The sequence below is a fragment of the Legionella feeleii genome (genome assembly GCF_001467625.1).
Taxonomy (GTDB): Bacteria; Pseudomonadota; Gammaproteobacteria; order Legionellales; family Legionellaceae; genus Tatlockia; species Tatlockia feeleii.
The window spans coordinates 47,506-67,904 of the sequence record NZ_LNYB01000085.1 but is presented as its reverse complement, the minus strand read 5'-3'; the positions used below and the strand labels follow the sequence as shown (position 1 = coordinate 67,904).

Sequence of the window (20,399 nt, the reverse complement as noted above, 5' to 3'; positions counted from 1 at the left end):
AAGACTATAGGGCTCTCTTGCCCTTTAACCTAAACCCTCTAAATTAATTTTCTCTTTCAATGCAACCCGTATTTGCCCGAACGAATACGTTAAGAACAAGAGTAAGTGGTTTTGAAGACAGCCTTGTTTCTAGCCTCGATAACAAGAAGGTCGCATTTCCACCCATTTCGCTCTCACCCAGCTCAAGAAGAACCAGGTTAGGATGGCTATTGACCGCTTCAGCCAACGTGGCTAGCACGAAAGGATCTTTAAACTTATTACTACCGAGGTCAAGCTTGATCAGAGCGGTATTCCTCCTTAATCCCTTGACGAGCATTAAGGTCGATGCACTATTGAAACTATTACCATAAAGATTTAAATCCGTTACAGTCGTATTCGATTTCAGGAATTTGCCAATGAGATCCGCACCAAAAGAGTCAAGCCTGGGGCTAAGATAAGAAAGGCGAAGGCTAGGGCCTTTTGCTTCCTCTAAAGCTTTCTTGATTCGTTCGATGCTGCCTTGCTCGGATGGCATAATTATCTCTTAATTGTATAAAAATTGCATCTTAGGGTAGGCGACTATTAGGATCAAGAAATTTTTGCCCTTTTCGCTTCAATGACGATATTTTACTTAGATTTCTTCTTCGCTTTATCTAACAAAGGCTTTAAGAATTGGCCGGTATAAGAATGCTTACACTCCGCAACCATTTCCGGTGTACCGGTTGCGATGATTTGCCCGCCTTTATGTCCCCCTTCAGGGCCAAGATCAATCAACCAATCGGCTGTCTTTATCACATCAAGATTGTGCTCAATGATCACAATGGTATTGCCCTGCTCACGCAAACGGAATAAAACAGCGAGCAGTTGTTTGATATCGTGAAAATGCAAGCCTGTAGTTGGCTCATCCAGAATATAAAGTGTACTGCCGGTATCCCGTTTTGATAATTCGCGAGCCAGTTTGATACGCTGGGCCTCCCCTCCTGACAGGGTAGTAGCACTTTGTCCCAAGCGGATATAAGACAAACCGACATCAATTAACGTTTGGCATTTTCTGGCTAGCACCGGTACCGCATCAAAAAAGACGCGCGCATCTTCTACGGTCATATCCAGCACTTCGTGAATATTTTTACCCTTATACTGAATTTCCAACGTTTCCCGATTATACCGTTTGCCCTTGCACACATCACAAGCCACATAGATATCAGGCAGAAAATGCATCTCTACTTTGATCAAACCATCACCCTGACAAGCTTCACACCGCCCGCCACGGACGTTAAAACTAAAGCGCCCCGGCTGATAACCGCGCGCTCTTGCTTCTGGTGTACCTGAAAATAACTCACGAATCGGTGTAAATAGGCCGGTGTATGTCGCTGGATTAGAACGTGGTGTGCGGCCGATTGGGCTTTGATCAATATCAATCACTTTGTCACAACGCTCCAAGCCCTTGATATCGCGAACCGCCCCCGGCGTTAAAAGGCTTGCCCGATTTAATCGATTCGCAGCGATAGGATAGAGTGTGTCATTAATTAAACTGGATTTACCGGAGCCAGACACCCCGGTTACACAAGTAATCAATCCCAAAGGAATACTAACGCTTATATCGCTTAAATTATTGCAAGTCACGCCGGTTAAATGAATCATCTTTTTTTCATCAACAGCGACCCGCTCCTTGGGAACAACAATTTCTTGTTTGCCGGACAGGTATTGTCCAGTCAGGGAGGATGGATTGGCCATGACTTCTTCCGGAGTACCGCTGGCCACTATTTTCCCACCATGCACACCAGCACCAGGACCAATATCCAGAACATAATCGGCCGACCGAATCGCATCTTCATCATGTTCAACCACGATGACGGTATTGCCGAGATTACGCAAATGAAAGAGAGTCTGCAGTAAACGCTCATTGTCACGTTGATGCAAACCAATAGAGGGTTCATCAAGGATATACATAACGCCTACCAAGCCAGAACCAATCTGGCTGGCGAGACGAATTCGTTGCGCTTCACCCCCGGACAACGTTTCCGCACTGCGGGTAAGGGATAAATAATCCAGACCTACGTTAACCAGGAAACCCAGACGTTCGACAATTTCCTTATTAATCTTGGCTGCAATCTCACCCCGATAGCCCGGTAATTGCAAATTTTTAAAAAATTCATGCGCTTTTTCGATCGAATAGGCAGTAATTTCAGGTAAATTTTTATCAGCAACAAATACATGGCGCGCTTCTTCTCTTAATCGTGTTCCATGACAGGTCATGCAAGGACGCGAAGAGAGGTATTTCGCTAATTCTTCCCGAATCATCGCTGAATCTGATTCCCGATAACGACGCTGCATATTAGGAATAATCCCTTCAAAAACATGCTTTTTGACCATATAGCCGCCATGTGGACGCTGGTAATGAAACTCAATTTCATCTTGCCCGCTGCCATAGAGCACAATTTGCCGTATCTTCTCTGGTAAATCACAAAAGGGGCGTTCTATATCAAATTTATAGTGCTTGGCCAGTGACTCCAACATTGGGTAATAATAAGTGGTTTTCTTATCCCACCCCCGGATAGCCCCTTCTGCCAGGCTGGCTGTCTGATCATGTACTACCCGATCCGGATCAAAGAATTGATCAACACCCAGGCCATCACAGGAAGGACAAGCTCCCATCGGATTGTTAAAGGAAAAAAGCCGCGGCTCTAATTCACTCAAACTATAGCCACATTCAGGACAGGCAAATTTCGATGAGAAAACGATCTCATCAAATTCACCCTCCATCGATGCCACGATCACCAAGCCATCAGCCAGATTAAGGGCATTCTCAAATGACTCACTCAAGCGCTGCGCCAAGTCCTTCCTCACCTTGAAGCGATCCACCACCACGTCAATACTGTGTTTTTGCCTCAAAGCCAATTTAGGCGGATCATCCAGCTCACAGAGCTCACCATCGATACGGGCACGAACATAGCCTTGAGCCTGCAATTGCTGCAATAACTGCACATGCTCGCCTTTGCGTTCTCTTACCACTGGTGCAAGAATCATCACCTTACAGTCTTCTGGCATGGTTAAAACCTGATCCACCATCTGGCTGATCGTCTGCGCGTGTAAACTCACATGATGAGTCGGGCAACGCGGCTCACCCACTCGTGCATACAGTAAGCGCAAATAATCATAAATTTCCGTGATGGTTCCCACTGTTGAGCGAGGATTATGAGAGGTTGCTTTTTGCTCGATTGAAATAGCTGGTGATAAACCTTCGATGGAGTCAACCTCCGGTTTCTCCATCATTGATAAAAATTGCCGCGCATAAGCCGAAAGCGATTCGACATAACGACGCTGGCCTTCCGCATACAAGGTATCAAAAGCCAATGACGATTTGCCAGACCCGGAAAGGCCGGTAATAACAGTTAATTGATTACGCGGTAAATCCACATCAATATTTTTAAGATTATGCGTTTTGGCACCGCGAATAATAATGGAGTTGGATTGCATTGGACGTCTTGGTTTTAACCACAAAAAAGAAGCAAATTATACTCTGCTATACTCATTAAACAAATAGACGCTTGTGAAAGAAGTCTAATGATTGTTTTATGTCTTATTTGCTAAGAACTGTATAAGGATGATCATGAAAGGCAATCAACTAGCACGTATGCTCTTGATAGGGTTTCTGGTTTTTCCTCCTCTCAATTATGCGGCTAACATCGATGTATCAACATGGACTCAGAAAGTCCTTCTTGCCACTTTAACTATCGATTACAACATAAAACTACCTGACGACATGGCCGAAGTACGAAAAAATTACTCTCCCAATGCATGGGAGGGCTTACAAGCCTTTCTTGGTGACAAAATTGATCTGGTACGTAAAGACAAATTAAGCTTGCATCCTGTGCCCGTCGGGCCACCGATGATCGTTACCTCCGGTGTCAACTCCGGGATTATCTTTTGGCGGATTAATCAAGTGATTAGCGTTCCAGAATTAAACGCAGTCATTGAATTTTCGGTGATTGTGAGTCTGGCGGATCCTTATTTAATCCAAACTGTGTCGATGATTAAGGGAAAAGTATGAGGATAGATAACGGCATTCTTCACCATAAAAGCAAAAAATGCATGGAAATACCTAATCGCGGCAAATGTCATCAATCTCATGGTTCCATGTCTGAAAAAAAAGGCAACAGGCCGCCTTCCCAGAATTTTTTATTGTCTTCAACGGCATGATTAATCGCAGGCACAAGTAATTTTGCAAAATGCGCTTCAGGGAAATATTTGACATAATTGGCGGCGATATGAAATCGATCTGTCTCCGAAGTTGCTGATAACAATGTTTTCATCATATCAGCACTCTCACTCGTGGAAAAAAAACCATTTAAATTGAAAAGACCAGACAATCCGTGAAGCCTGGATGATTTATACCCCTCATATTGATTAATTACCTTTTGAATATCGTCTCTGGTGAGTTTGGGCATACAGTCTTGATTCGTGTATAAAGATTGCCGGATATCTCGAGCTCGTGGATCAGCCGCGCTCCGAACGGGGGATTTGAGACCATGTTTATGAATTTCTTTTCCTGATGATGATATTCCTGGTGAGGCCAATAAATGATCAGGATAATAATCCACACGTAGGCGGCTTTGCTCAGATTTGGGCTCAGCCCGTAACGTCTGCAGAAAAGCTTGAGCGACTGGTAGTGCTTTGTTGATGTGATCACAAAAAAATAATTTTAATCTTAAAATTTTTGGATCATCAAGTAATCCATCAGCAATCATCCGCCTGGCAATCTCTTGGACACTAATCGTGTTTTTTCCATCTGTGACGTTATAATTGGCCTGCGATGTTCCATGCAAAGAAATGTAGATCTTTGCATTTGAAGGAATATTGCTTAATTTATCACCATGATAAAGAATAATCACGTCTTTGTGATTTATTCTTTCATTATGAAGCCAGCGATCTTTAGCTGCTCTCTCTTCTTCAGAAAGCTCGCTTTCCTTAAAAGGAAAATACATATAATAGGGCATATTGATATCTAAGAAGAGGAATGTTCCTAGATTATATGGTAATTTATTGCACACATCAATTAAAATATGGACAGGGTATGGGAGATATCTAATTTAGTCTTCTTTGCATGGAGTGATTAATGATCAGCAAAGTTCACCCTGTTCATTTGAAAGTTTCTATTTTTATGAAGCTCTGTTCAACTGTTTTAAGGTAGCAAGAGCGGTTTTTGTGAGGAAAAATAATTTACAAATCGACAACCCTGATCAGCGAATAGCTTTAAATTGAGGTCACGCCTTGGCATTTCGCGAACTAGAACCATTCGATGGAGAGTTTTTTTGCTTGATGGAAAGAGTTTCGAAGCATTGCTACACGCTTTGAAAACTGGCACGACACTTCGAATCGATGTTCTTTTCAGCCTGTTCGTTAATTTGAAATTGAAATGAGAGGGTGCTTTAATGAGGAACAAAAAGAATTTACAAATCAACAACTCTGATTCAATGAATGACTTCAAGTTGAGACAGACAAATACATTAAGAGCTTTTTTTACACAAAAGTTAACCTTATAAGGAATTTAAGCATTATGCTATATAAAAAAATTATGGTGGCTACTGATGGCAGTGACCTATCAAATAATGCACTGCAAGAAGCAATTCAATTAGCAACCGATCAAAAAGCACATTTACGGATCGTCTATGTGGTTGATGAGGGATTTGTCTACCATGGAGGACCGGGCTTTGATTATTCTCTGATTCTTAAAGCATTTAAAGATGAGGGTCAAAAGATTTTAGATAAGACCGCCGCCATGGTTTCCAAACAATCATCTATCAAATTCGACACCACGCTTATTGAATTAAATCCATTTCAGGGCCGTGTTGGTGAGGTCATTGTTGAGAAAGCAAAAGAATGGCCTGCTGATTTGCTGGTTATAGGCACTCATGGTCGACGAGGTTTAAGTCATTTATTTTTAGGCAGCGTAGCTGAACAGATCATTCGAACTGCAACAATGCCTGTGCTACTGATTAGAGGACAATCCACTTAAGAAATCAGAGCACAAGTTCCGTCTTGTTTAATGAACCCGTAAGCAAAAATGTTCTAATGTTTTTGCTTCAGCACTTTCAGGATTATTTCTAGCTCTGTTTTTTAACGTATTCATTTTTGATGTGCTATCACCAAAATACATGGAGAGTCTTTGAAAAAAGGAGGCTCCATTTCGCGAATAACCCTGTTTAATAAGTAAGCCATTTTTAGACATCACTGATTGGGCTATTTTGTTGTTAAGTAAAGCTATTTCAGATTTGTTACCTGGATTTGACAATAGCAGCCCTAAAATATGGCTGACTATATCAAAAGGCAGTTTGTTTTGTTTTACTAAAGACAACATTGGCAATAAGGCTCTTGCAAAAGCGGCTTCACCATTACGTGCCAATTGAAGTCGACCGTTTTGCTCAAAAGGCTGTAAACTTTTCAGCAAAAAATCCCGTTCAATGATGGTTTTATTGGTAAATAAATTATTCTTACTCAAATTGATAGAAGTTACTGTTGCAGGAATTGCTTTTAAAAGAAGCACCAATTCGGCCGGAGTGAATTTGTCTAACCCATTATCACTCAAATCCAGTGAGGTTATTGTTCCAGGAATTGCTCCCAAAATCTGGATTAGTTCATCAACAGATTTCTCACCCAAATTACTCTGACTCAAATTAAGGGCGATCACGCCTTTAGGAATCGCAGCCAAGGCCTGGCTTAATTCAGCACTGGATTTGAGATTAAATCCATTGCCACGTAAATCAAGGTAAGTCACACTCGGAGGAATTGCTGCCAGGATTTGCACCAATTCCCCACCGGATTTATGGTGAAGGCCATTCCCACCTAACTTAAGGGAAGTCACATGCGGGGGGATTGCAGCCAACACTTGAACCAATTCCGCAGCGGATTTCAAGTAAAGACCATTGCCACTTAAATCAAGAGAAGCCACATTCGCAGGAATTGCTGCCAAGGCTTGGACCATTTCTGGCACGGATTTATAGTGAAGGCCATTCTCACTTAAATTAAGAGAAGTCACATTCGCAGGAATTGCCGCCAAGACCTGGACCAATTCAACACCGGATTTGAAGTGAAGGGCATTCCCCATCAAATTAAGAGATCTAACGCCCTTAGGGAGCGCCGCCAAACCCATAGCTAATTCAGCACCGGATCTGAAGTGAAGATTATTCCAGCCTAAATTGAGAGAAGTTACGCTGGGAGGAATTGCTGCAAGACACTCAGCCAATTCAGCATCAGATTTAAGATTAAGGCGATTATGACTTAAATCAAGAGCAATTATATGTACAGGAATTGCAGCCAAGATTCTGGCTAATTCAGCACCAGATTTGAGATTCAGTGAATTTTTGCTCAAGCTAAGAGAGGTTACATGAGGGGGAATCGCTGCGAAGGCCTCCGCCAATTCAACATCGGATTTTTTGCCAAGCTCATTCTCGCTTAAATCGAGAAAAGTCACACCCGCAGGAATCGCTGCAAAGATCTTGGCCAACTCAGTACCGGATTTCAGATGAAGGCCATTATCACTCAAATCAAGACGAGTTACGCTTACCGGAATTGCTGCCAGGATTTGCACCAGTTCATCAACGTCGTATTGGTAAAGGAAATTTTTGCTCAAATTAAGGAAAGTGACGCTCTGGGAGATTGCGGCCAATAGACAAGCCAATTTAGCACTAGCCAGATGGTGAAGACGATTATTTCTCAAATTAAGAGAACTTACGCTCCGGGGAAGCTTTGCCAAAAGACGAGTCAATTTAGTACCAGGTTTGAGGCCAAGAAAATTGTCGCTCAAATTGAGGGAGGATACGCCATAAGGGATTTCTGCGAACTCTTTAGCTATTTCAGCAATGGTTTTACTCCCAAGATTTCTTATAACATAATGCACTATAAAGCTCCTTCCACTGTGAATAGACTTGCCTGTTATGAGCGCTGGGAAAACCGGTGGACTCTGTTAAAAACCAAGGACGTAGAAATGCACCTTGCGGTGCATCACGTCGCTCTTTTACTCCAGGAAGTAATCACAGGCACAAACTGACCTAGACATGTTCCCATGTCTAATATCAGGCCAGGAACATGTCGTCATAGGCATTTGAACCTCAATGTAGGTACCTATTTACAAAAAGAGGAATATTACCTCAGATCGAAACGATCCAGGTTCATCACTTTGGTCCAAGCGGCAATGAAATCCTCAACAAATTTTTCCTTTGCATCTGCGCTGGCATACACTTCGGCCAAGGCTCTGAGCTGTGAATTTGAACCAAAAATGAGATCAACACGAGTACCAGTCCACTTAAGTTCGCCGGTGACAAGATCACGCCCCTCAAAAACGTCAGCATCTTTTGAAGTAGGCTTCCATCTTATCCCCATGTCGAGCAGGTTCACAAAAAAATCGTTAGTCAGTACCTGCGGTTGTTTGGTAAAAACACCATGTGGCGAGTGTCCAACGTTAGCGTTAAGAACTCTTAATCCAGCTATTAGAACAGTCATTTCAGGTGCAGTGACTGTGAGTAATTGTGCTCGATCCACCAACAGCTCTTCAGCCGACGCAGTAAATCGCGTCTTTTGATAGTTGCGGAAGCCGTCTGCGACTGGTTCCATGGCAACAAAAGACTCTACATCCGTTTGTTCCTGTGACGCATCCATACGCCCTGGTGAAAAGGGAACCGTCACCTCATATCCTGCTCTTTTTGCCGCGTGCTCAATACCAGCACAACCACCAAGAACAATCAGGTCAGCAAGCGACACTTTTTTTCCACCCGACTGAGCACTGTTGAATACTGACTGAATACCCTCCAGGATTTTGAGTACTTTCGCAAGCTGCGCAGGCTGATTAACTTCCCAATCTTTTTGCGGCGCAAGACGAATACGAGCTCCATTAGCGCCACCGCGCTTGTCAGAACCTCGGAATGTGGATGCGGATGCCCAAGCTGTTGCGACCAGTTCCGAAACACTGAGACCGGAAGCAAGAATCTTTTCCTTAAGAGAAGCAATATCTTTTTCATCAATCAGCTTGTGATTCACTGGAGGAACAGGATCTTGCCATATAAAATCTTCACTTGGGACATCAGGACCAAGATAACGTGCACGAGGCCCCATATCTCGGTGCGTCAATTTGAACCATGCTCGGGCAAAAGCCTCTGCAAACTCATCTGGATTCTCGAAGAAGCGCCGTGAAATCTTTTCATAAACGGGATCGAAGCGTAAAGCGAGATCAGTCGTTAGCATCGTTGGCGCATGGTGTTTATTCGGATCATGGGCATCAGGAATAGTACCTGAACCTGCACCATCTTTTGCAACCCATTGATGTGCACCAGCAGGACTTTTCGTCAGTTCCCACTCATAACCAAACAGGTTTTCGAAAAAATTGTTACTCCATTGTGTCGGCGTTTTAGTCCAGGTCACTTCGAGGCCGCTGCTAATGGTATCGCCCCCTTTGCCAGTACCAAAGCTGCAGATCCAACCAAGGCCTTGCTCTTCAATACCAGCGGCCTCTGGTTCCGGTCCTACATAGTTTGCTTCACCAGCACCATGCGTTTTGCCGAAGCTGTGGCCGCCCGCAATCAGTGCAACTGTTTCCTGATCGTTCATCGCCATACGAGCAAATGTCTCACGTATATCGCGCGCCGCAGCAAGCGGATCCGGGTTACCATTTGGCCCCTCTGGATTCACGTATATTAGACCCATTTGAACAGCAGCGAGTGGATTTTGAAGAATACGGTCCCCAGAATAACGTTTATCACCTAACCAGGTAGTCTCAAGACCCCAATAAATATCTTCATCTGGCTCCCAAATATCCTTACGGCCCCCACCAAACCCCAATGTTTTGAATCCCATTGATTCCAGTGCGACATTACCGGTAAGAATTATCAGATCAGCCCAGGAAATTTTTCGGCCATATTTTTGCTTGATTGGCCACAGTAACCTGCGTGCTTTATCGAGGTTAACATTGTCTGGCCAGCTATTCAGTGGTGCAAACCGCTGACTGCCACTGCCTGCACCACCACGGCCGTCCCCGATACGATAGGTTCCCGCACTATGCCAGGCCATACGAATAAAAAAAGGTCCGTAGTGGCCAAAATCAGCCGGCCACCAGGGTTGTGAGTCCGTCATCAGTCCCTGAAGGTCTTGCTTGACGGCTTCCAGATCGAGACTTTTGAATTCTTCCGCGTAATTATAATCTTCACCCATTGGATTAGACACAGATGGGTGTTGATGCAAAATATTGAGTTTAAGCTGATTGGGCCACCAATCACGGCTTGAAGTTCCCCCTCCCGCAGTGTAATGAAATGGACAATTGGTTTCGGTCGACACGCCTGCTCCTTGGATAGTCATCACTTACTGCTCATGTTACGCAAAAACGATAGTTTAACCAACTAAATAAGTTTGAATTTTCCCGGATACAACACGAAAATTTATACTCTAACCATTGCAAGCCCTTTTTCGTTTCCTGGATCAGTAGGATTAAGGTTTGCTCTTGCTGTAATACGCCTCCATTGATCACCGCCAATCAGTCTGTTCCTGGCTTCACTCAAAAATACACGGCTATGTTCTTCGTTATCTTTTACAAGCCGCACTCTTCCAATTGCAACATTGACGCAGACATCAATATTATTGCCTAAACACCTTGGCTGCCAATTTTCCGGTAACACTGCACTTAATATACTTGTCGCTTTATAGGCCAATCCTATGCATGCCAAAGCCACTAGTGGTGATTCAGGACCAAGAGAGCTTAAAGCCCATAGCGTGGTTGCTGCAGCCAAAAACAAACCACTTGTAAGATGATAGTCTTTATGTGAGTAGGAAATGTGTCGCTTGTTTAATTCTTCATAAACAGGATTGGATATACTGGCAGAACTACTCACAGGGTTACCATAATCTCCACCATATAAACGCGCCGTGATAGCACCTTCTCCCATTGTTTGCAATTCAGTTATCATTGCTGACGTTATCTTGGCCGCAACAACCGGCGTATCAATATGAGCGACAGCAACTCCGTGTGGAGACTCCAAAACAACGACGACACAGGTTTGTGCGCCTGGTGACACAATCTCATCAGTAGGCCCAGCTGTGCGCTTTTTTTTAACGGTATAAGTACCCATAGGAACAATTGTTGATGGTATAAAAATAAATTCTCTTAATGTTATAAAAGGATGCGATGTTATGTGCCTCTAGTGAGGCCTACTTGAAAAAGTCTGAAAAACAGGCAATTGAATGGATATTAGAACAAACAAATCCTGATCACTCCGCTCTTACTCTAGTCAGAATGAATTATTACACTTTCATTAGGCCTTAACAATAAATGCCTTAAGTTTCCATTAATATTCGAAGCATATAATTAATACAGGTAGTCCAAATATGGCTTATGAAAATGATCAATACCAATTCTACCAGGGATGAAGTACTCGATGCTGTAGCTGAAAATGCCTTTGAACTATTTAATGCCCATCTTGACATACAAGCAGATAGAGAAATAATACTTACTGCTTTAGCGCAAAATGGCTATATCCTTCACAGTCTTCCCGAAGACCTCAAAAATGACGAAGAGATCGTTCTTGCTGCTGTTAAACAACAAGGACTAGCACTTCAATATGCATCAGACGAGTTAAGAAAAAATGAACGCGTCGTCCTTGCCGCTTTAGCGCAGAATGGAATGGCTCTCAAATTCGTTTTAGAACCTTTAAGAAGCAAGATAGAAATAGTTCTTGCTGCCGTAAGCCAAAATGGCTATGCCCTTCAATATGTGCCCGAGTTTAAGGGCAACAAAGATGTTGTGACTGCCGCTGTAGCACAGCAGGGAGAGGCTATTGAGTTTGCTGGTGAAAACCTCCAAAAAGATGAGCGCCTCATTGAAATATCCCAGTTTGGTTCCTTCCCTGTACTCAATTTACTGTTGCCTTTAAAAGAAAAATTAAGGAACGAGAAAAACCCCGACCTTATTCCTGCTATGACCACGATGATTTCTTCAATAGAAGCCGCGATGGTTACCTGCCGAAAAGAGTTTGAGCAGTTTGAGTCCTCTCCTGAGAAATTAGAGTCCGCTCAGGAGACATTTATAAGCTCCTTGAATTCTGCCATTGAGGGAGCAAACTCTGTATTGGAGCAACAAACAGGATGGCGAAAAATGGTTGATGATTGCGCCAATCGAATCATTGATTTTTTCAAATCTGCCACCAAAGACTTATTTTCGAAGAAGGAAGCATCTCCTCAAGAAGCAGAGCTGCCTAAAACAGAGGCTAGCAAGAGCCGGTTTAGCTTTTTTGCTAACCCGAGCCCAGTGAAAGAAGAAGTTGAGCGTCTCCAACAAACGTTCACCCCACCAGCAGAGCCGCCGCAGGCCTAGCGTACTTGAATTGGTATCGTTATACCCGAAATCGACTCTTTATTCATGGGTGGTACCTAATTTTATCCGTTTGTGCCCCTTTTCCACAGCAGGAGTAGGCGTATTATGAAAAAAGAATGTTGACCATTCTCCTTCTGAAAAAACTGTTTTTTGGGCGTCGTTGGACTCACTAATGATCATTTGCAACCACTCACTATCATTATCACTAACCTGCGCAGGGCTAGCCCCTCTTTTTAAGAGCTCTTGGGCGGCTGCTGCATGTCGATGGTTACAAACAATTGCCAGTGGTGTCATTCCCGCTTCATTTTTAGCATTTATTTGAGCGCCCTTGGCAATTAATTGCATTATTATCTCTAAAGAGCCTGATTCGCAGGCATTATGCAACGGGGTAGAGAGATCCTCTGCTTGAACATTCACATCAATATCAGGATGAGCAAGTAAGTGAGAAACGATGGCTACATCCCCCTGCTCACAGGCGATGTGCAAGGGCGTTGTGCCATCATCAAACAATTGAATGTTTACTCGAATATCAGGCGTGTTCAAGAGAATTTTCACACATCCTTCGTGACTGTTTAGTACAGCTACATAGAGAGGTGAGCTGCCATCTTCCTCAGCTTGGTTATTTACATGTGCACCAGCTCGTATCAAATTGAAAACAATATTTTCATTGCCCTTTTCGGCAGCAACATGTAGAGGGGATGTACCATCTTCTGCCGGTTTATCAATGTCAGCCCCTAGTGAAATGAGCTGCACGCATACATTAAGATGATTATTTTTAGCGGCAACATAAAGTGGTGTTTTCTTTTCGGGGCCTTGAAAATCAATATTGGCTCCTAAACTTAATAAATAGCGGAGACAGTCCTCATGTCCATTTTGAGCCGCAAGATAAAATGCATTCATCCCTTCATGATCAGTTTGTTCCAGTCCTTCTTTCGTGGCTAAAAAATGAAGGGTTTGCAAGTCATTATTTTGTGCCGCGAGCATGGAAGCACTCATACCATCGTGGCTGACACGGGCAGATAAGGTGCCTGAGTCAGCAGGGAATGGCGTATTTTCCTGGGCTGTGAAATGCTGTTCGAAACAGAGTCTATGGACAGAAAGTGGAATATGTTTTGTATCACAGTCTAATTTTGACATTAATTCGCGTACAACCACGTAAATATCTTTGCAAGGTACATGACCCTCAGGATTATTGGGATCGTAGAAAAAATAAGTATCTGACAAACAGATGAGTCCAAAGGCATGGTTTTGAGAATTGAGTAACAACATCTCCCCTTCCTGTGCCTCTTTTTCTAAAAAATTTATTAATTCAGCCAACTCCCAAATTAACGATTTCACGCTGCTGCTTTTAAGATTTGGGACAGTTAGCTCTTTTTTCTTATGGCGGTTAAGCTTATCGGGTTGAATGTGGTAGGCAATATTGCCTGGTCGCTGCATGGTATCGTTAAACGCCAAAAACAGTTCAAAGGCTTCATCCTCTAATACAGTGGTCGTACTAATCCCATCCCAACCGGAAATTTTCTCATAGTTTGCATATAAATTTGTTAAATCGCGCTGCTTCGCGTGCAATAACCATATCAGTGTTCTTCGTAGACAATCCCCACTAGAATCAATCTGGAGGGTACTATTTTTTTGTGTGAGCCATTTATTGACTTGCTCATTAAGATGTTTCTGACTTAGATTCACCATGCTCCCATTAGGTCTCATTAACAATTAATATTTATCGGTGAGCATCTTATCGTGAGCGGATTAAGGGAATATTAGGAACATAACCAACGTTTATGGTAGGAGGTCATTGGTATTGAGGTTTCTCATCTCAGCTGTTTAAAAATCTTCATTGGTATCGCGAGAGCCATTGATATCTGCAGATGGACTAGTTGGATCAACCGAATCGCCAGGAATTTTTCTGGTTTCACGAGCCCATTCGCCTAAATCAATCAGTTTACAGCGCTCGCAACAAAACGGTTTGAAGGCGTTTTCAGGGTACCAGGTATTTTTTTTACCGCAGGTAGGGCAGGCGATTTTCTTTAGCTTATTCATAGCAATTAACAGTTCATCGATTCAGGACTGAAGTATGTAATACATTATGCCAGAACTTCAACAGACAGGTACATGCTCCAACAATCGATAATTATTGTACTGAATAAAACCGCCAGCCTCCACTTGGCGAGGATACTTCTGCGCACGCTTCCTTGCGCACAATCTTCGTCCAGCTCTTGTTTCAAAAATCTAACATAAAATGCAATTATTCACCTCGTCGGCCTTTTCCTCTTTGACGAACTGTTGTGTAAAATAAGCAGGCTGCCAATGAGGCCCAGTTCTGTCTCGATCAGGTTCTTTCCCACCATCGGAGCTCATGCTAGTGTCGAAAACTTGTCGAGGAGCAGCAACTTGCTCCGAACTCCCTCGATAAGAGAAAAATTGAGGAGAATAAGGTTTTCGAGCCTGGGGACTTAATTCGCTTCCCCCCTCAGCCCCAGCTTCTCCACGTTCGAAAGGGTTTGCTGCCAGTGACTGCCCTCGGCCTTCAGGATTTACCCTTAGAATATCAGCCATAAGCTCTTTCTTAAATTCATCAAATCCTGGGCTACCTGCCACATCACTCAATGCTGAAGATAAAGCGGCGTTTTCTTCCTTATCATTTCCTTGTGTTCCTGGGTTAACCCCCTGACCTATATAGTCCGGTATCAGCATTTTCCACAGCACATCAAATTCAAGACCCGCAGGGGCCTCATAATCCCCTGAAGATAAAGAAAAATCTTCTTCCTTCACGCCAATTTCTTTCTCACTGCCATCATGTATTACATCTCCCTGAATTTCATCGGTCTCTTCTTCGCCAATACTCCTGTCCCTAATCTTGCACTTTTTCCTCCACTCAATTAGCTTTCCATTGACAGAAACTGTTCCATCTTCATGAATTTGTGCTGCTCTCTGGGCTTCTTTACTTACCACTTCTCCGGTGTCTTTAAACACATAAGTTCGTTTTAGAAAACCAGATTTTGTAATAGGATTTTCTTTTCCAATCTTTATTAGTCCGGATATACCTTTCTTTAGCTTAGTATCCCATTCAATTAGCCTTCCATTGACAGTGATTGTTCCATCTTCAAACAGTACAGCTTGATATAATGCATGGCGGCTCACTTCTTCTTTTGTATCTTGAAAAACATAATGACGTTTAAGAAAAGCATCAACAGTGATAGTACGCCCTGCCACAGTAACTCTCTGATAGGAAGGCATATTTCTAATCCTCTGGCCTGAGGTATCCGTTTTTTTGCAGGGTGTTTCAGATCTATCTGCATCTGTCTGGCCTACGGGTGCCTCTATAGCGATTCTAGCTCGCTTCATATTAGTTGGTAGAGCGCTAGAAGGCATTTGCTTTTTCTTTGTCTGTATCCGCTCTAAGGCAATCTTGTCATAGCCTGCATTGTAGCTGCTAATATACTCCTGAGATTTATTCGTCATAGAGAAATCTTTTCTGGGCTTGCCTCTACGTGCATCATTTTCTCCCATCCTTCCGGCTATTATTATTTTCCTTTCCCCTAAAGATAACTTTCCTTCCTGCTTTTCTCTCATAGATACCCTCGTAAAAATAGTTTCACATTGACCTTGCAGCAAACTCAATGGAATTTATTTGAGCACAAGGAGTGGAGAATTTAAAAAGAATATTTGGAAAAGCAATATCCCAATTTGGAATAGCTACAGGAGCAACTACGGTCAGCATCGATACCTACACGCTACTTACTATAAGTAACAATACGACGCTTATTAAAAGTAGCCTTAGCAAGATATAATGTTGCGCCTTTTTCAATCCATGATTAGCCATTATTTTTAAATGAGTGATTTTATTTTGCGATCTTTTCCATAACCCCGGTTTGTCCTTATAGATAGCTTTCCCCTTGCTTGTAAAGCGGGTCATGCGCTGTGTTTTAAAGGACTTTTCTCCGTAATTAACAAGTAGTTGTTCGCCTATTAAAATCTTTCTGGTCGCTTTAAAAAATATAACCTCTATACCGTTCAAATTGTGACTAATTGTTTTTAAGTTAGCCTCAAGTAACTGCGGTTCAACCTGGTCTTTACCTGGTTCAGGCGCATGATTAACAAAGCGTGCAATATTCCCATATTGGGAAGCATCGATATGCATATTCAGGCAATCTGCCCGACATTCAAAGGCATAACCTTTGTGTTTAGAATCAAAAATCCTTTTTTCCCCACAATAAGAAAATAGAATCTCATCTTTTTGGATGAAATCTCTGGCAAATAGGCCAAACCTCACAACAGGATCAATGTAACGTAATTCAAATCTGTCCAAATTACAGGGCTGCTTTAATAAATTAACAAGCTCTGTTTTTGTTTCAAAAAGTAAATCCCCATCAATAGAATTTGGGAGATCCTTTGTGCTAAAACTATTCTTTATCAAAATATGATTTAAAAATTTGAAGCGATAACCACTTAATTCACTAATTAAATCTTCAAAATTCTCTATATTGACTGCTTCATTAGCGCGTTGGTTAGCTTTTATAGAGCAATAAATTTGTTCTTGAGCATTTGAGTCAATGAAACTTGGTGATGGATGAATATTAAATCTACAATTCGATGGCTCACTCGCTTGCAACAGAACTGAATAGACATAAATAGCTGATTCAAATAAGCCCTCCATATCTTCATACTGATAATCATAGATCCCATTAAATGGCTGGATTCCAGGCTGGACAAGTAATGGATGTTCAAATTCGATATTTATTAATTCATTTTTTTTAAGTTGCTGATTATCAGCAAGCAGAAATAAATGGGTATCGGTATTAAAAATAATGCTACGGCACTTGGAATTACTATTTTTATTGGAGAGAAGAATATGGACCAATTATTTCCTCTAACAGTAGCCTCATAGGCTTAATCTAGGGCTTTTAAGTCCAGGACGCAAGCCTACCCCTCCCTGAATTGGCCCCTCGCTCAAGTACTATAATTAGTGCAATACTTTAAGGAGAAACTTATGAAAAGGACTCTGGTACTGCTTTTTACCTTGCTTTCTTTAATTACAACCTATGCTAACGCGACTATTAACCCTGGATTAAATAACTTCGGGCCGCAGAGTAATTTTGGACCGCATAATAATACTGGGCTAAATAACTTCGGGCCACAGAGTAATTTTGGACCGCATAATAATCCTGGGCTAAATAACTTCGGGCCGCAGAGTAATTTTGGACCGCACAATAATCCTGGGCTAAATAACTTCGGGCCACAGAGTAATTTTGGACCGCATAATAATCCTGGACTAAATAACTTCGGGCCGCAGAGTAATTTTGGACCGCACAATAATCCCGGATTTAATAATATTACACCAAGAACTTTTAACCGCCGCTTTTAATGGGGGCGGTGCCTAAAGCTTAAATAGCGACGTACTATAATTTAATTAAACCACCTTGAGGAGGAAGTAATGAAACGGACTCTTCTAATCTTGTTGACCTCGTTTTCTTTAGGAAGTGCGGCGTACTCAAATACCACCAGTAATTCAGGATCGAATGCTACAAAGAATAATGCCCCCAAAACAGGAATAAGCCATCAACGAGGCAACATGCCCACTACACCGGGCATCGTTAACCCACTGCCAGGTACTACAATTCCGAATCCCCAGCTAACCCCTGGCAGTAAGACTAACCCCTATAACCCGCCCAGCACGAATATTGATACTACTCATTAATAGAAATTGGCTTATTAACCAGTATGGGCAACAAGGAGAAAGTAATTGCATGCCTTTGATAATGAAGAAGCGAACTACACACAATAACGATGTAAAACCATCAAAAATGAAATGCTAAGAGTTTTTTGAGACGCGTTGTTCTGTTTTATCAACCTCGTCATCCGCAGCAAGTAGTTGTTGAGTCTCTCTTAAATCCTGTTTGTAGTTTTTGGTTGCAGCTGTTGAGCTTGAAATTTGCTGATTATCAGGCCTATCCCACTGTTTAATTTGACGCCAGTGAGTCGATTCACCATTTTGAAACATTCGACAAAAGATGCTGCCATTGTATTGACCTTTATCATCTTTTTTAAAATGCAGTTGCAATAGTTCCTTGTGTGCAGCAACTGCTTCTGCTTTATTGGAGCTATTTTTAATATCATCAACGAGTGCATCTTTTATCTGCCTCCATAGAGTGGCGTTATTGGTTGCTCGAGCCTTGAGCATCATCTCTTTTAGCCGAACAGGGTCCTGCAAAGGAAATTCAAATTCCATTGTCTTCGCTTTATCAAAATTTGGATCGGTAGAATCTCGTATATCGCTTTGAATTTCGTCCCATCTTTTTTTGTCTCCTAACCCCATTGCCCAATTGAGCAGGTAAACTGCTCGGCTTCCATTTGTAGGCGGCGCATCATACTTTACATGAACATCCTGTGCTAACGCTCTTGTTCCATGGCAATTTTTAAATTCCCCTTCCTCCCCATAGAAATTAAGGGAAAAACTAAAAGCACTTTCATCTAAATTATGCCGTGCACCAGAAAAAGTGGTCATGTCTGTAAGCCTAATATTTTTTTCATCATCATCGATCTGGCTTTGCAGGGCATCAAATAAAGGCCTATCAAGCAGGGTACCGCCTCGTGTTTCCCACGCATAGTCACGTTGCTCATCATAGTGTTGTTTATTCCAGGCAATCACTACTTCAACTTGCGCGCCTTCGGGGGCATGTTTTAACATTTGCTCGATGACTTGTTTTCCTTCATCACTCTCTAATTGAGCGGCATTAATTCCTCCTGGCAAATGAATCATTGAGAGGCGAACAATATCCCCAGCCTCATCTTTGATCCGAAAGCACAAAGCTACACAGTCCGTCATACCAGAGGTAAAAACACCATTTCCATCTTCAGGACCAATATTCACGACATTTTGTGGTGATAATACTGGCTCATATTTTGCGTAAGAATAAGCATAGGGATCATCATCTATAATTGCAGGCTCTTCTCCAGGCATCATAATATCTCACTTCATGAATAATTTAATTATATGCGTAGAGAGCAAAATTTGCCCAAAAAAGCCAATACGACCCGGCTAATAAGGCTAATTTGCAATTTTATGAATTCTCATTCCCAATCAGGCAGGGGAGAAACCTCTATACTAATCCTGGCTTGCTGCTTTAATCGTTTTCACTTAAATCAATAGCAACTAGACCAGTCGAGCATCATACTCCCTGCTCGCTTGCTCCAATGCTGTTATGTCATCGCTACAAATATAGTCTTTTAAGAGATTGAATTTATCCTCCTGCCAGGAATAAATGTCTAACTTTAGGATTCGTTCGATAATGTCTTGCGTGAAGCGTTTTTTTATTATTTTGCCAGGACTCCCGGCCACGATGCTATAAGGTTCAATATCTTTAGTCACAATGGTATTTGCAGCTATTATCGCCCCTTCTCCAATAGTGACACCCGGCATAATTATTGAACGCATTCCGAGCCAAACACCATCCTTAATAACGGTATCCCCCTTCCCTTCATAGGCGTCAAGATACCTGTCTGCAAAAGGATAAAGACAAAACCAGTCTGTCCGGTGATTATGATTTCCGCCCAACATAATAATGACCTCGGCAGCAATACAAACATAATTACCAACATAAAGCTGGTCAATGGGCCATTGCGGCTGCCAATTTTTTAAACTGTATTCATCTCCGTAAAGATATCGAACTACGGTTTCCTCAAAACTCCCTGTCCATGCATCACTGTAATAGCTATGCGTTCCTTTGATATGGATATTGGGATTTTTAACATGCTGATGTAAATATTCTATTTTGGACCAGTGTTTTTCTTCTGTCTTTTGCATAGCAATTTATTCGTAATTCAAAAAAGGCAAATTTTAATCAGCAAAGAAAATTTGGCAAGCAACTTCATTCGAAAGCTTAGGCTTATCGCAACAAAATGAATTTAATTTTGACAAACAGAGCCATTTAACTACACTAAATTTATATGTCTCTCCACTAATGGAATAAAAACATGGAGTTAGAGAAAAGCTGTCCAAAACAACATCCCCAACCCCCTCACTATAAAGAGAGATTTTTGGGTAACCCAACGCAATTTATTACAAAAA

The 20,399-nt window shown here is 42.2% G+C and carries 17 protein-coding genes; 5 read left to right on the top strand and 12 right to left on the bottom strand.

Annotated features, from left to right (window positions below):
* Positions 1-43 precede the first annotated feature (43 nt).
* Both Lfee_RS12525 and uvrA read right to left on the bottom strand, forming a co-directional pair.
* Complete coding sequence (locus Lfee_RS12525; protein ID WP_058447352.1) at positions 44-514, bottom strand: leucine-rich repeat domain-containing protein; 471 nt, start codon at positions 512-514, stop codon at positions 44-46.
* A gap of 92 nt (positions 515-606) precedes the next feature.
* Positions 607-3,456, bottom strand: a complete 2,850-nt coding sequence (gene uvrA / locus Lfee_RS12520; protein ID WP_058447346.1) for an excinuclease ABC subunit UvrA — start codon at positions 3,454-3,456, stop codon at positions 607-609.
* Between the two features lie 133 nt (positions 3,457-3,589).
* Here uvrA and Lfee_RS12515 point away from each other — a divergent pair, with 133 nt between their 5' ends.
* A complete protein-coding gene (locus tag Lfee_RS12515; protein ID WP_058447344.1) occupies positions 3,590-4,030 on the top strand; it encodes a DotI/IcmL family type IV secretion protein in 441 nt (146 codons plus the stop codon).
* Positions 4,031-4,106: 76 nt separating this feature from the next.
* Here the strand turns inward: Lfee_RS12515 and Lfee_RS12510 are convergent, their stop codons facing one another.
* Positions 4,107-4,976 (bottom strand): hypothetical protein, encoded by an 870-nt coding sequence (locus Lfee_RS12510; protein WP_058447341.1) that lies wholly within the window; start codon positions 4,974-4,976, stop codon positions 4,107-4,109.
* 560 nt (positions 4,977-5,536) lie between these two features.
* On the opposite strand from Lfee_RS12510, the gene Lfee_RS12505 reads away from it, so the two are divergent.
* Positions 5,537-5,995 (top strand): universal stress protein, encoded by a 459-nt coding sequence (locus tag Lfee_RS12505; RefSeq protein WP_058447339.1) that lies wholly within the window; start codon positions 5,537-5,539, stop codon positions 5,993-5,995.
* A 27-nt stretch (positions 5,996-6,022) separates the two neighbouring features.
* Here the strand turns inward: Lfee_RS12505 and Lfee_RS12500 are convergent, their stop codons facing one another.
* The 3 genes from Lfee_RS12500 to Lfee_RS12490 form a co-directional block, all read right to left on the bottom strand.
* Positions 6,023-7,876, bottom strand: coding sequence for a leucine-rich repeat domain-containing protein (locus tag Lfee_RS12500; protein WP_058447337.1), 1,854 nt, complete (start codon positions 7,874-7,876; stop codon positions 6,023-6,025).
* Positions 7,877-8,121: 245 nt separating this feature from the next.
* Positions 8,122-10,317, bottom strand: a complete 2,196-nt coding sequence (katG, locus tag Lfee_RS12495; RefSeq protein WP_370446975.1) for a catalase/peroxidase HPI — start codon at positions 10,315-10,317, stop codon at positions 8,122-8,124.
* A gap of 86 nt (positions 10,318-10,403) precedes the next feature.
* The gene (locus Lfee_RS12490; RefSeq protein WP_058447333.1) at positions 10,404-11,090 is read right to left on the bottom strand and encodes a hypothetical protein; all 687 of its coding nucleotides are present in this window, start codon (positions 11,088-11,090) and stop codon (positions 10,404-10,406) included.
* A gap of 269 nt (positions 11,091-11,359) precedes the next feature.
* On the opposite strand from Lfee_RS12490, the gene Lfee_RS12485 reads away from it, so the two are divergent.
* Complete coding sequence (locus Lfee_RS12485; protein ID WP_058447331.1) at positions 11,360-12,331, top strand: DUF4116 domain-containing protein; 972 nt, start codon at positions 11,360-11,362, stop codon at positions 12,329-12,331.
* A 39-nt stretch (positions 12,332-12,370) separates the two neighbouring features.
* Here Lfee_RS12485 and Lfee_RS12480 read toward each other — a convergent pair whose 3' ends face one another.
* From Lfee_RS12480 to Lfee_RS12465, 4 genes are all read right to left on the bottom strand, one after another.
* On the bottom strand, positions 12,371-14,020 hold the full coding sequence (locus tag Lfee_RS12480; protein WP_058447329.1) for an ankyrin repeat domain-containing protein: 1,650 nt from the start codon (positions 14,018-14,020) through the stop codon (positions 12,371-12,373).
* Positions 14,021-14,155: 135 nt separating this feature from the next.
* A complete protein-coding gene (locus tag Lfee_RS12475; RefSeq protein ID WP_058447327.1) occupies positions 14,156-14,371 on the bottom strand; it encodes a DNA gyrase inhibitor YacG in 216 nt (71 codons plus the stop codon).
* Positions 14,372-14,560: 189 nt separating this feature from the next.
* A complete protein-coding gene (locus tag Lfee_RS12470; RefSeq protein WP_156413392.1) occupies positions 14,561-15,793 on the bottom strand; it encodes a hypothetical protein in 1,233 nt (410 codons plus the stop codon).
* A 265-nt stretch (positions 15,794-16,058) separates the two neighbouring features.
* Positions 16,059-16,988, bottom strand: coding sequence for an SET domain-containing protein-lysine N-methyltransferase (locus Lfee_RS12465; protein ID WP_131753171.1), 930 nt, complete (start codon positions 16,986-16,988; stop codon positions 16,059-16,061).
* A 333-nt stretch (positions 16,989-17,321) separates the two neighbouring features.
* On the opposite strand from Lfee_RS12465, the gene Lfee_RS12460 reads away from it, so the two are divergent.
* Positions 17,322-17,696 carry a hypothetical protein gene (locus tag Lfee_RS12460; protein ID WP_058447321.1) on the top strand — a complete coding sequence of 125 codons (375 nt, stop codon included), beginning with the start codon at positions 17,322-17,324 and terminating at the stop codon, positions 17,694-17,696.
* Between the two features lie 69 nt (positions 17,697-17,765).
* Complete coding sequence (locus tag Lfee_RS17065; RefSeq protein WP_131753170.1) at positions 17,766-18,029, top strand: hypothetical protein; 264 nt, start codon at positions 17,766-17,768, stop codon at positions 18,027-18,029.
* A gap of 114 nt (positions 18,030-18,143) precedes the next feature.
* Here the strand turns inward: Lfee_RS17065 and Lfee_RS12455 are convergent, their stop codons facing one another.
* Positions 18,144-19,295, bottom strand: coding sequence for a hypothetical protein (locus Lfee_RS12455; RefSeq protein WP_058447319.1), 1,152 nt, complete (start codon positions 19,293-19,295; stop codon positions 18,144-18,146).
* A 189-nt stretch (positions 19,296-19,484) separates the two neighbouring features.
* Positions 19,485-20,135: a CatB-related O-acetyltransferase gene (locus Lfee_RS12450; RefSeq protein ID WP_058447317.1), complete on the bottom strand. Its 651-nt coding sequence runs from the start codon at positions 20,133-20,135 to the stop codon at positions 19,485-19,487.
* Positions 20,136-20,399: the final 264 nt, after the last annotated feature.

Excerpts from the sequence above, each read along its gene's own strand:
- Lfee_RS12525 (WP_058447352.1), bottom strand. The coding sequence starts at position 514 with ATGCCATCCGAGCAAGGCAGCATCGAACGAATCAAGAAAGCTTTAGAG.
- uvrA (WP_058447346.1), bottom strand. The coding sequence starts at position 3,456 with ATGCAATCCAACTCCATTATTATTCGCGGTGCCAAAACGCATAATCTT.
- Lfee_RS12515 (WP_058447344.1), top strand. The coding sequence starts at position 3,590 with ATGAAAGGCAATCAACTAGCACGTATGCTCTTGATAGGGTTTCTGGTT.
- Lfee_RS12510 (WP_058447341.1), bottom strand. The coding sequence starts at position 4,976 with ATGCCCTATTATATGTATTTTCCTTTTAAGGAAAGCGAGCTTTCTGAA.
- Lfee_RS12505 (WP_058447339.1), top strand. The coding sequence starts at position 5,537 with ATGCTATATAAAAAAATTATGGTGGCTACTGATGGCAGTGACCTATCA.
- Lfee_RS12490 (WP_058447333.1), bottom strand. The coding sequence starts at position 11,090 with ATGGGTACTTATACCGTTAAAAAAAAGCGCACAGCTGGGCCTACTGAT.
- Lfee_RS12485 (WP_058447331.1), top strand. The coding sequence starts at position 11,360 with ATGATCAATACCAATTCTACCAGGGATGAAGTACTCGATGCTGTAGCT.
- Lfee_RS12480 (WP_058447329.1), bottom strand. The coding sequence starts at position 14,020 with ATGGTGAATCTAAGTCAGAAACATCTTAATGAGCAAGTCAATAAATGG.
- Lfee_RS12475 (WP_058447327.1), bottom strand. The coding sequence starts at position 14,371 with ATGAATAAGCTAAAGAAAATCGCCTGCCCTACCTGCGGTAAAAAAAAT.
- Lfee_RS12470 (WP_156413392.1), bottom strand. The coding sequence starts at position 15,793 with ATGACGAATAAATCTCAGGAGTATATTAGCAGCTACAATGCAGGCTAT.
- Lfee_RS12465 (WP_131753171.1), bottom strand. The coding sequence starts at position 16,988 with ATGGAGGGCTTATTTGAATCAGCTATTTATGTCTATTCAGTTCTGTTG.
- Lfee_RS12460 (WP_058447321.1), top strand. The coding sequence starts at position 17,322 with ATGAAAAGGACTCTGGTACTGCTTTTTACCTTGCTTTCTTTAATTACA.
- Lfee_RS17065 (WP_131753170.1), top strand. The coding sequence starts at position 17,766 with ATGAAACGGACTCTTCTAATCTTGTTGACCTCGTTTTCTTTAGGAAGT.
- Lfee_RS12455 (WP_058447319.1), bottom strand. The coding sequence starts at position 19,295 with ATGATGCCTGGAGAAGAGCCTGCAATTATAGATGATGATCCCTATGCT.
- Lfee_RS12450 (WP_058447317.1), bottom strand. The coding sequence starts at position 20,135 with ATGCAAAAGACAGAAGAAAAACACTGGTCCAAAATAGAATATTTACAT.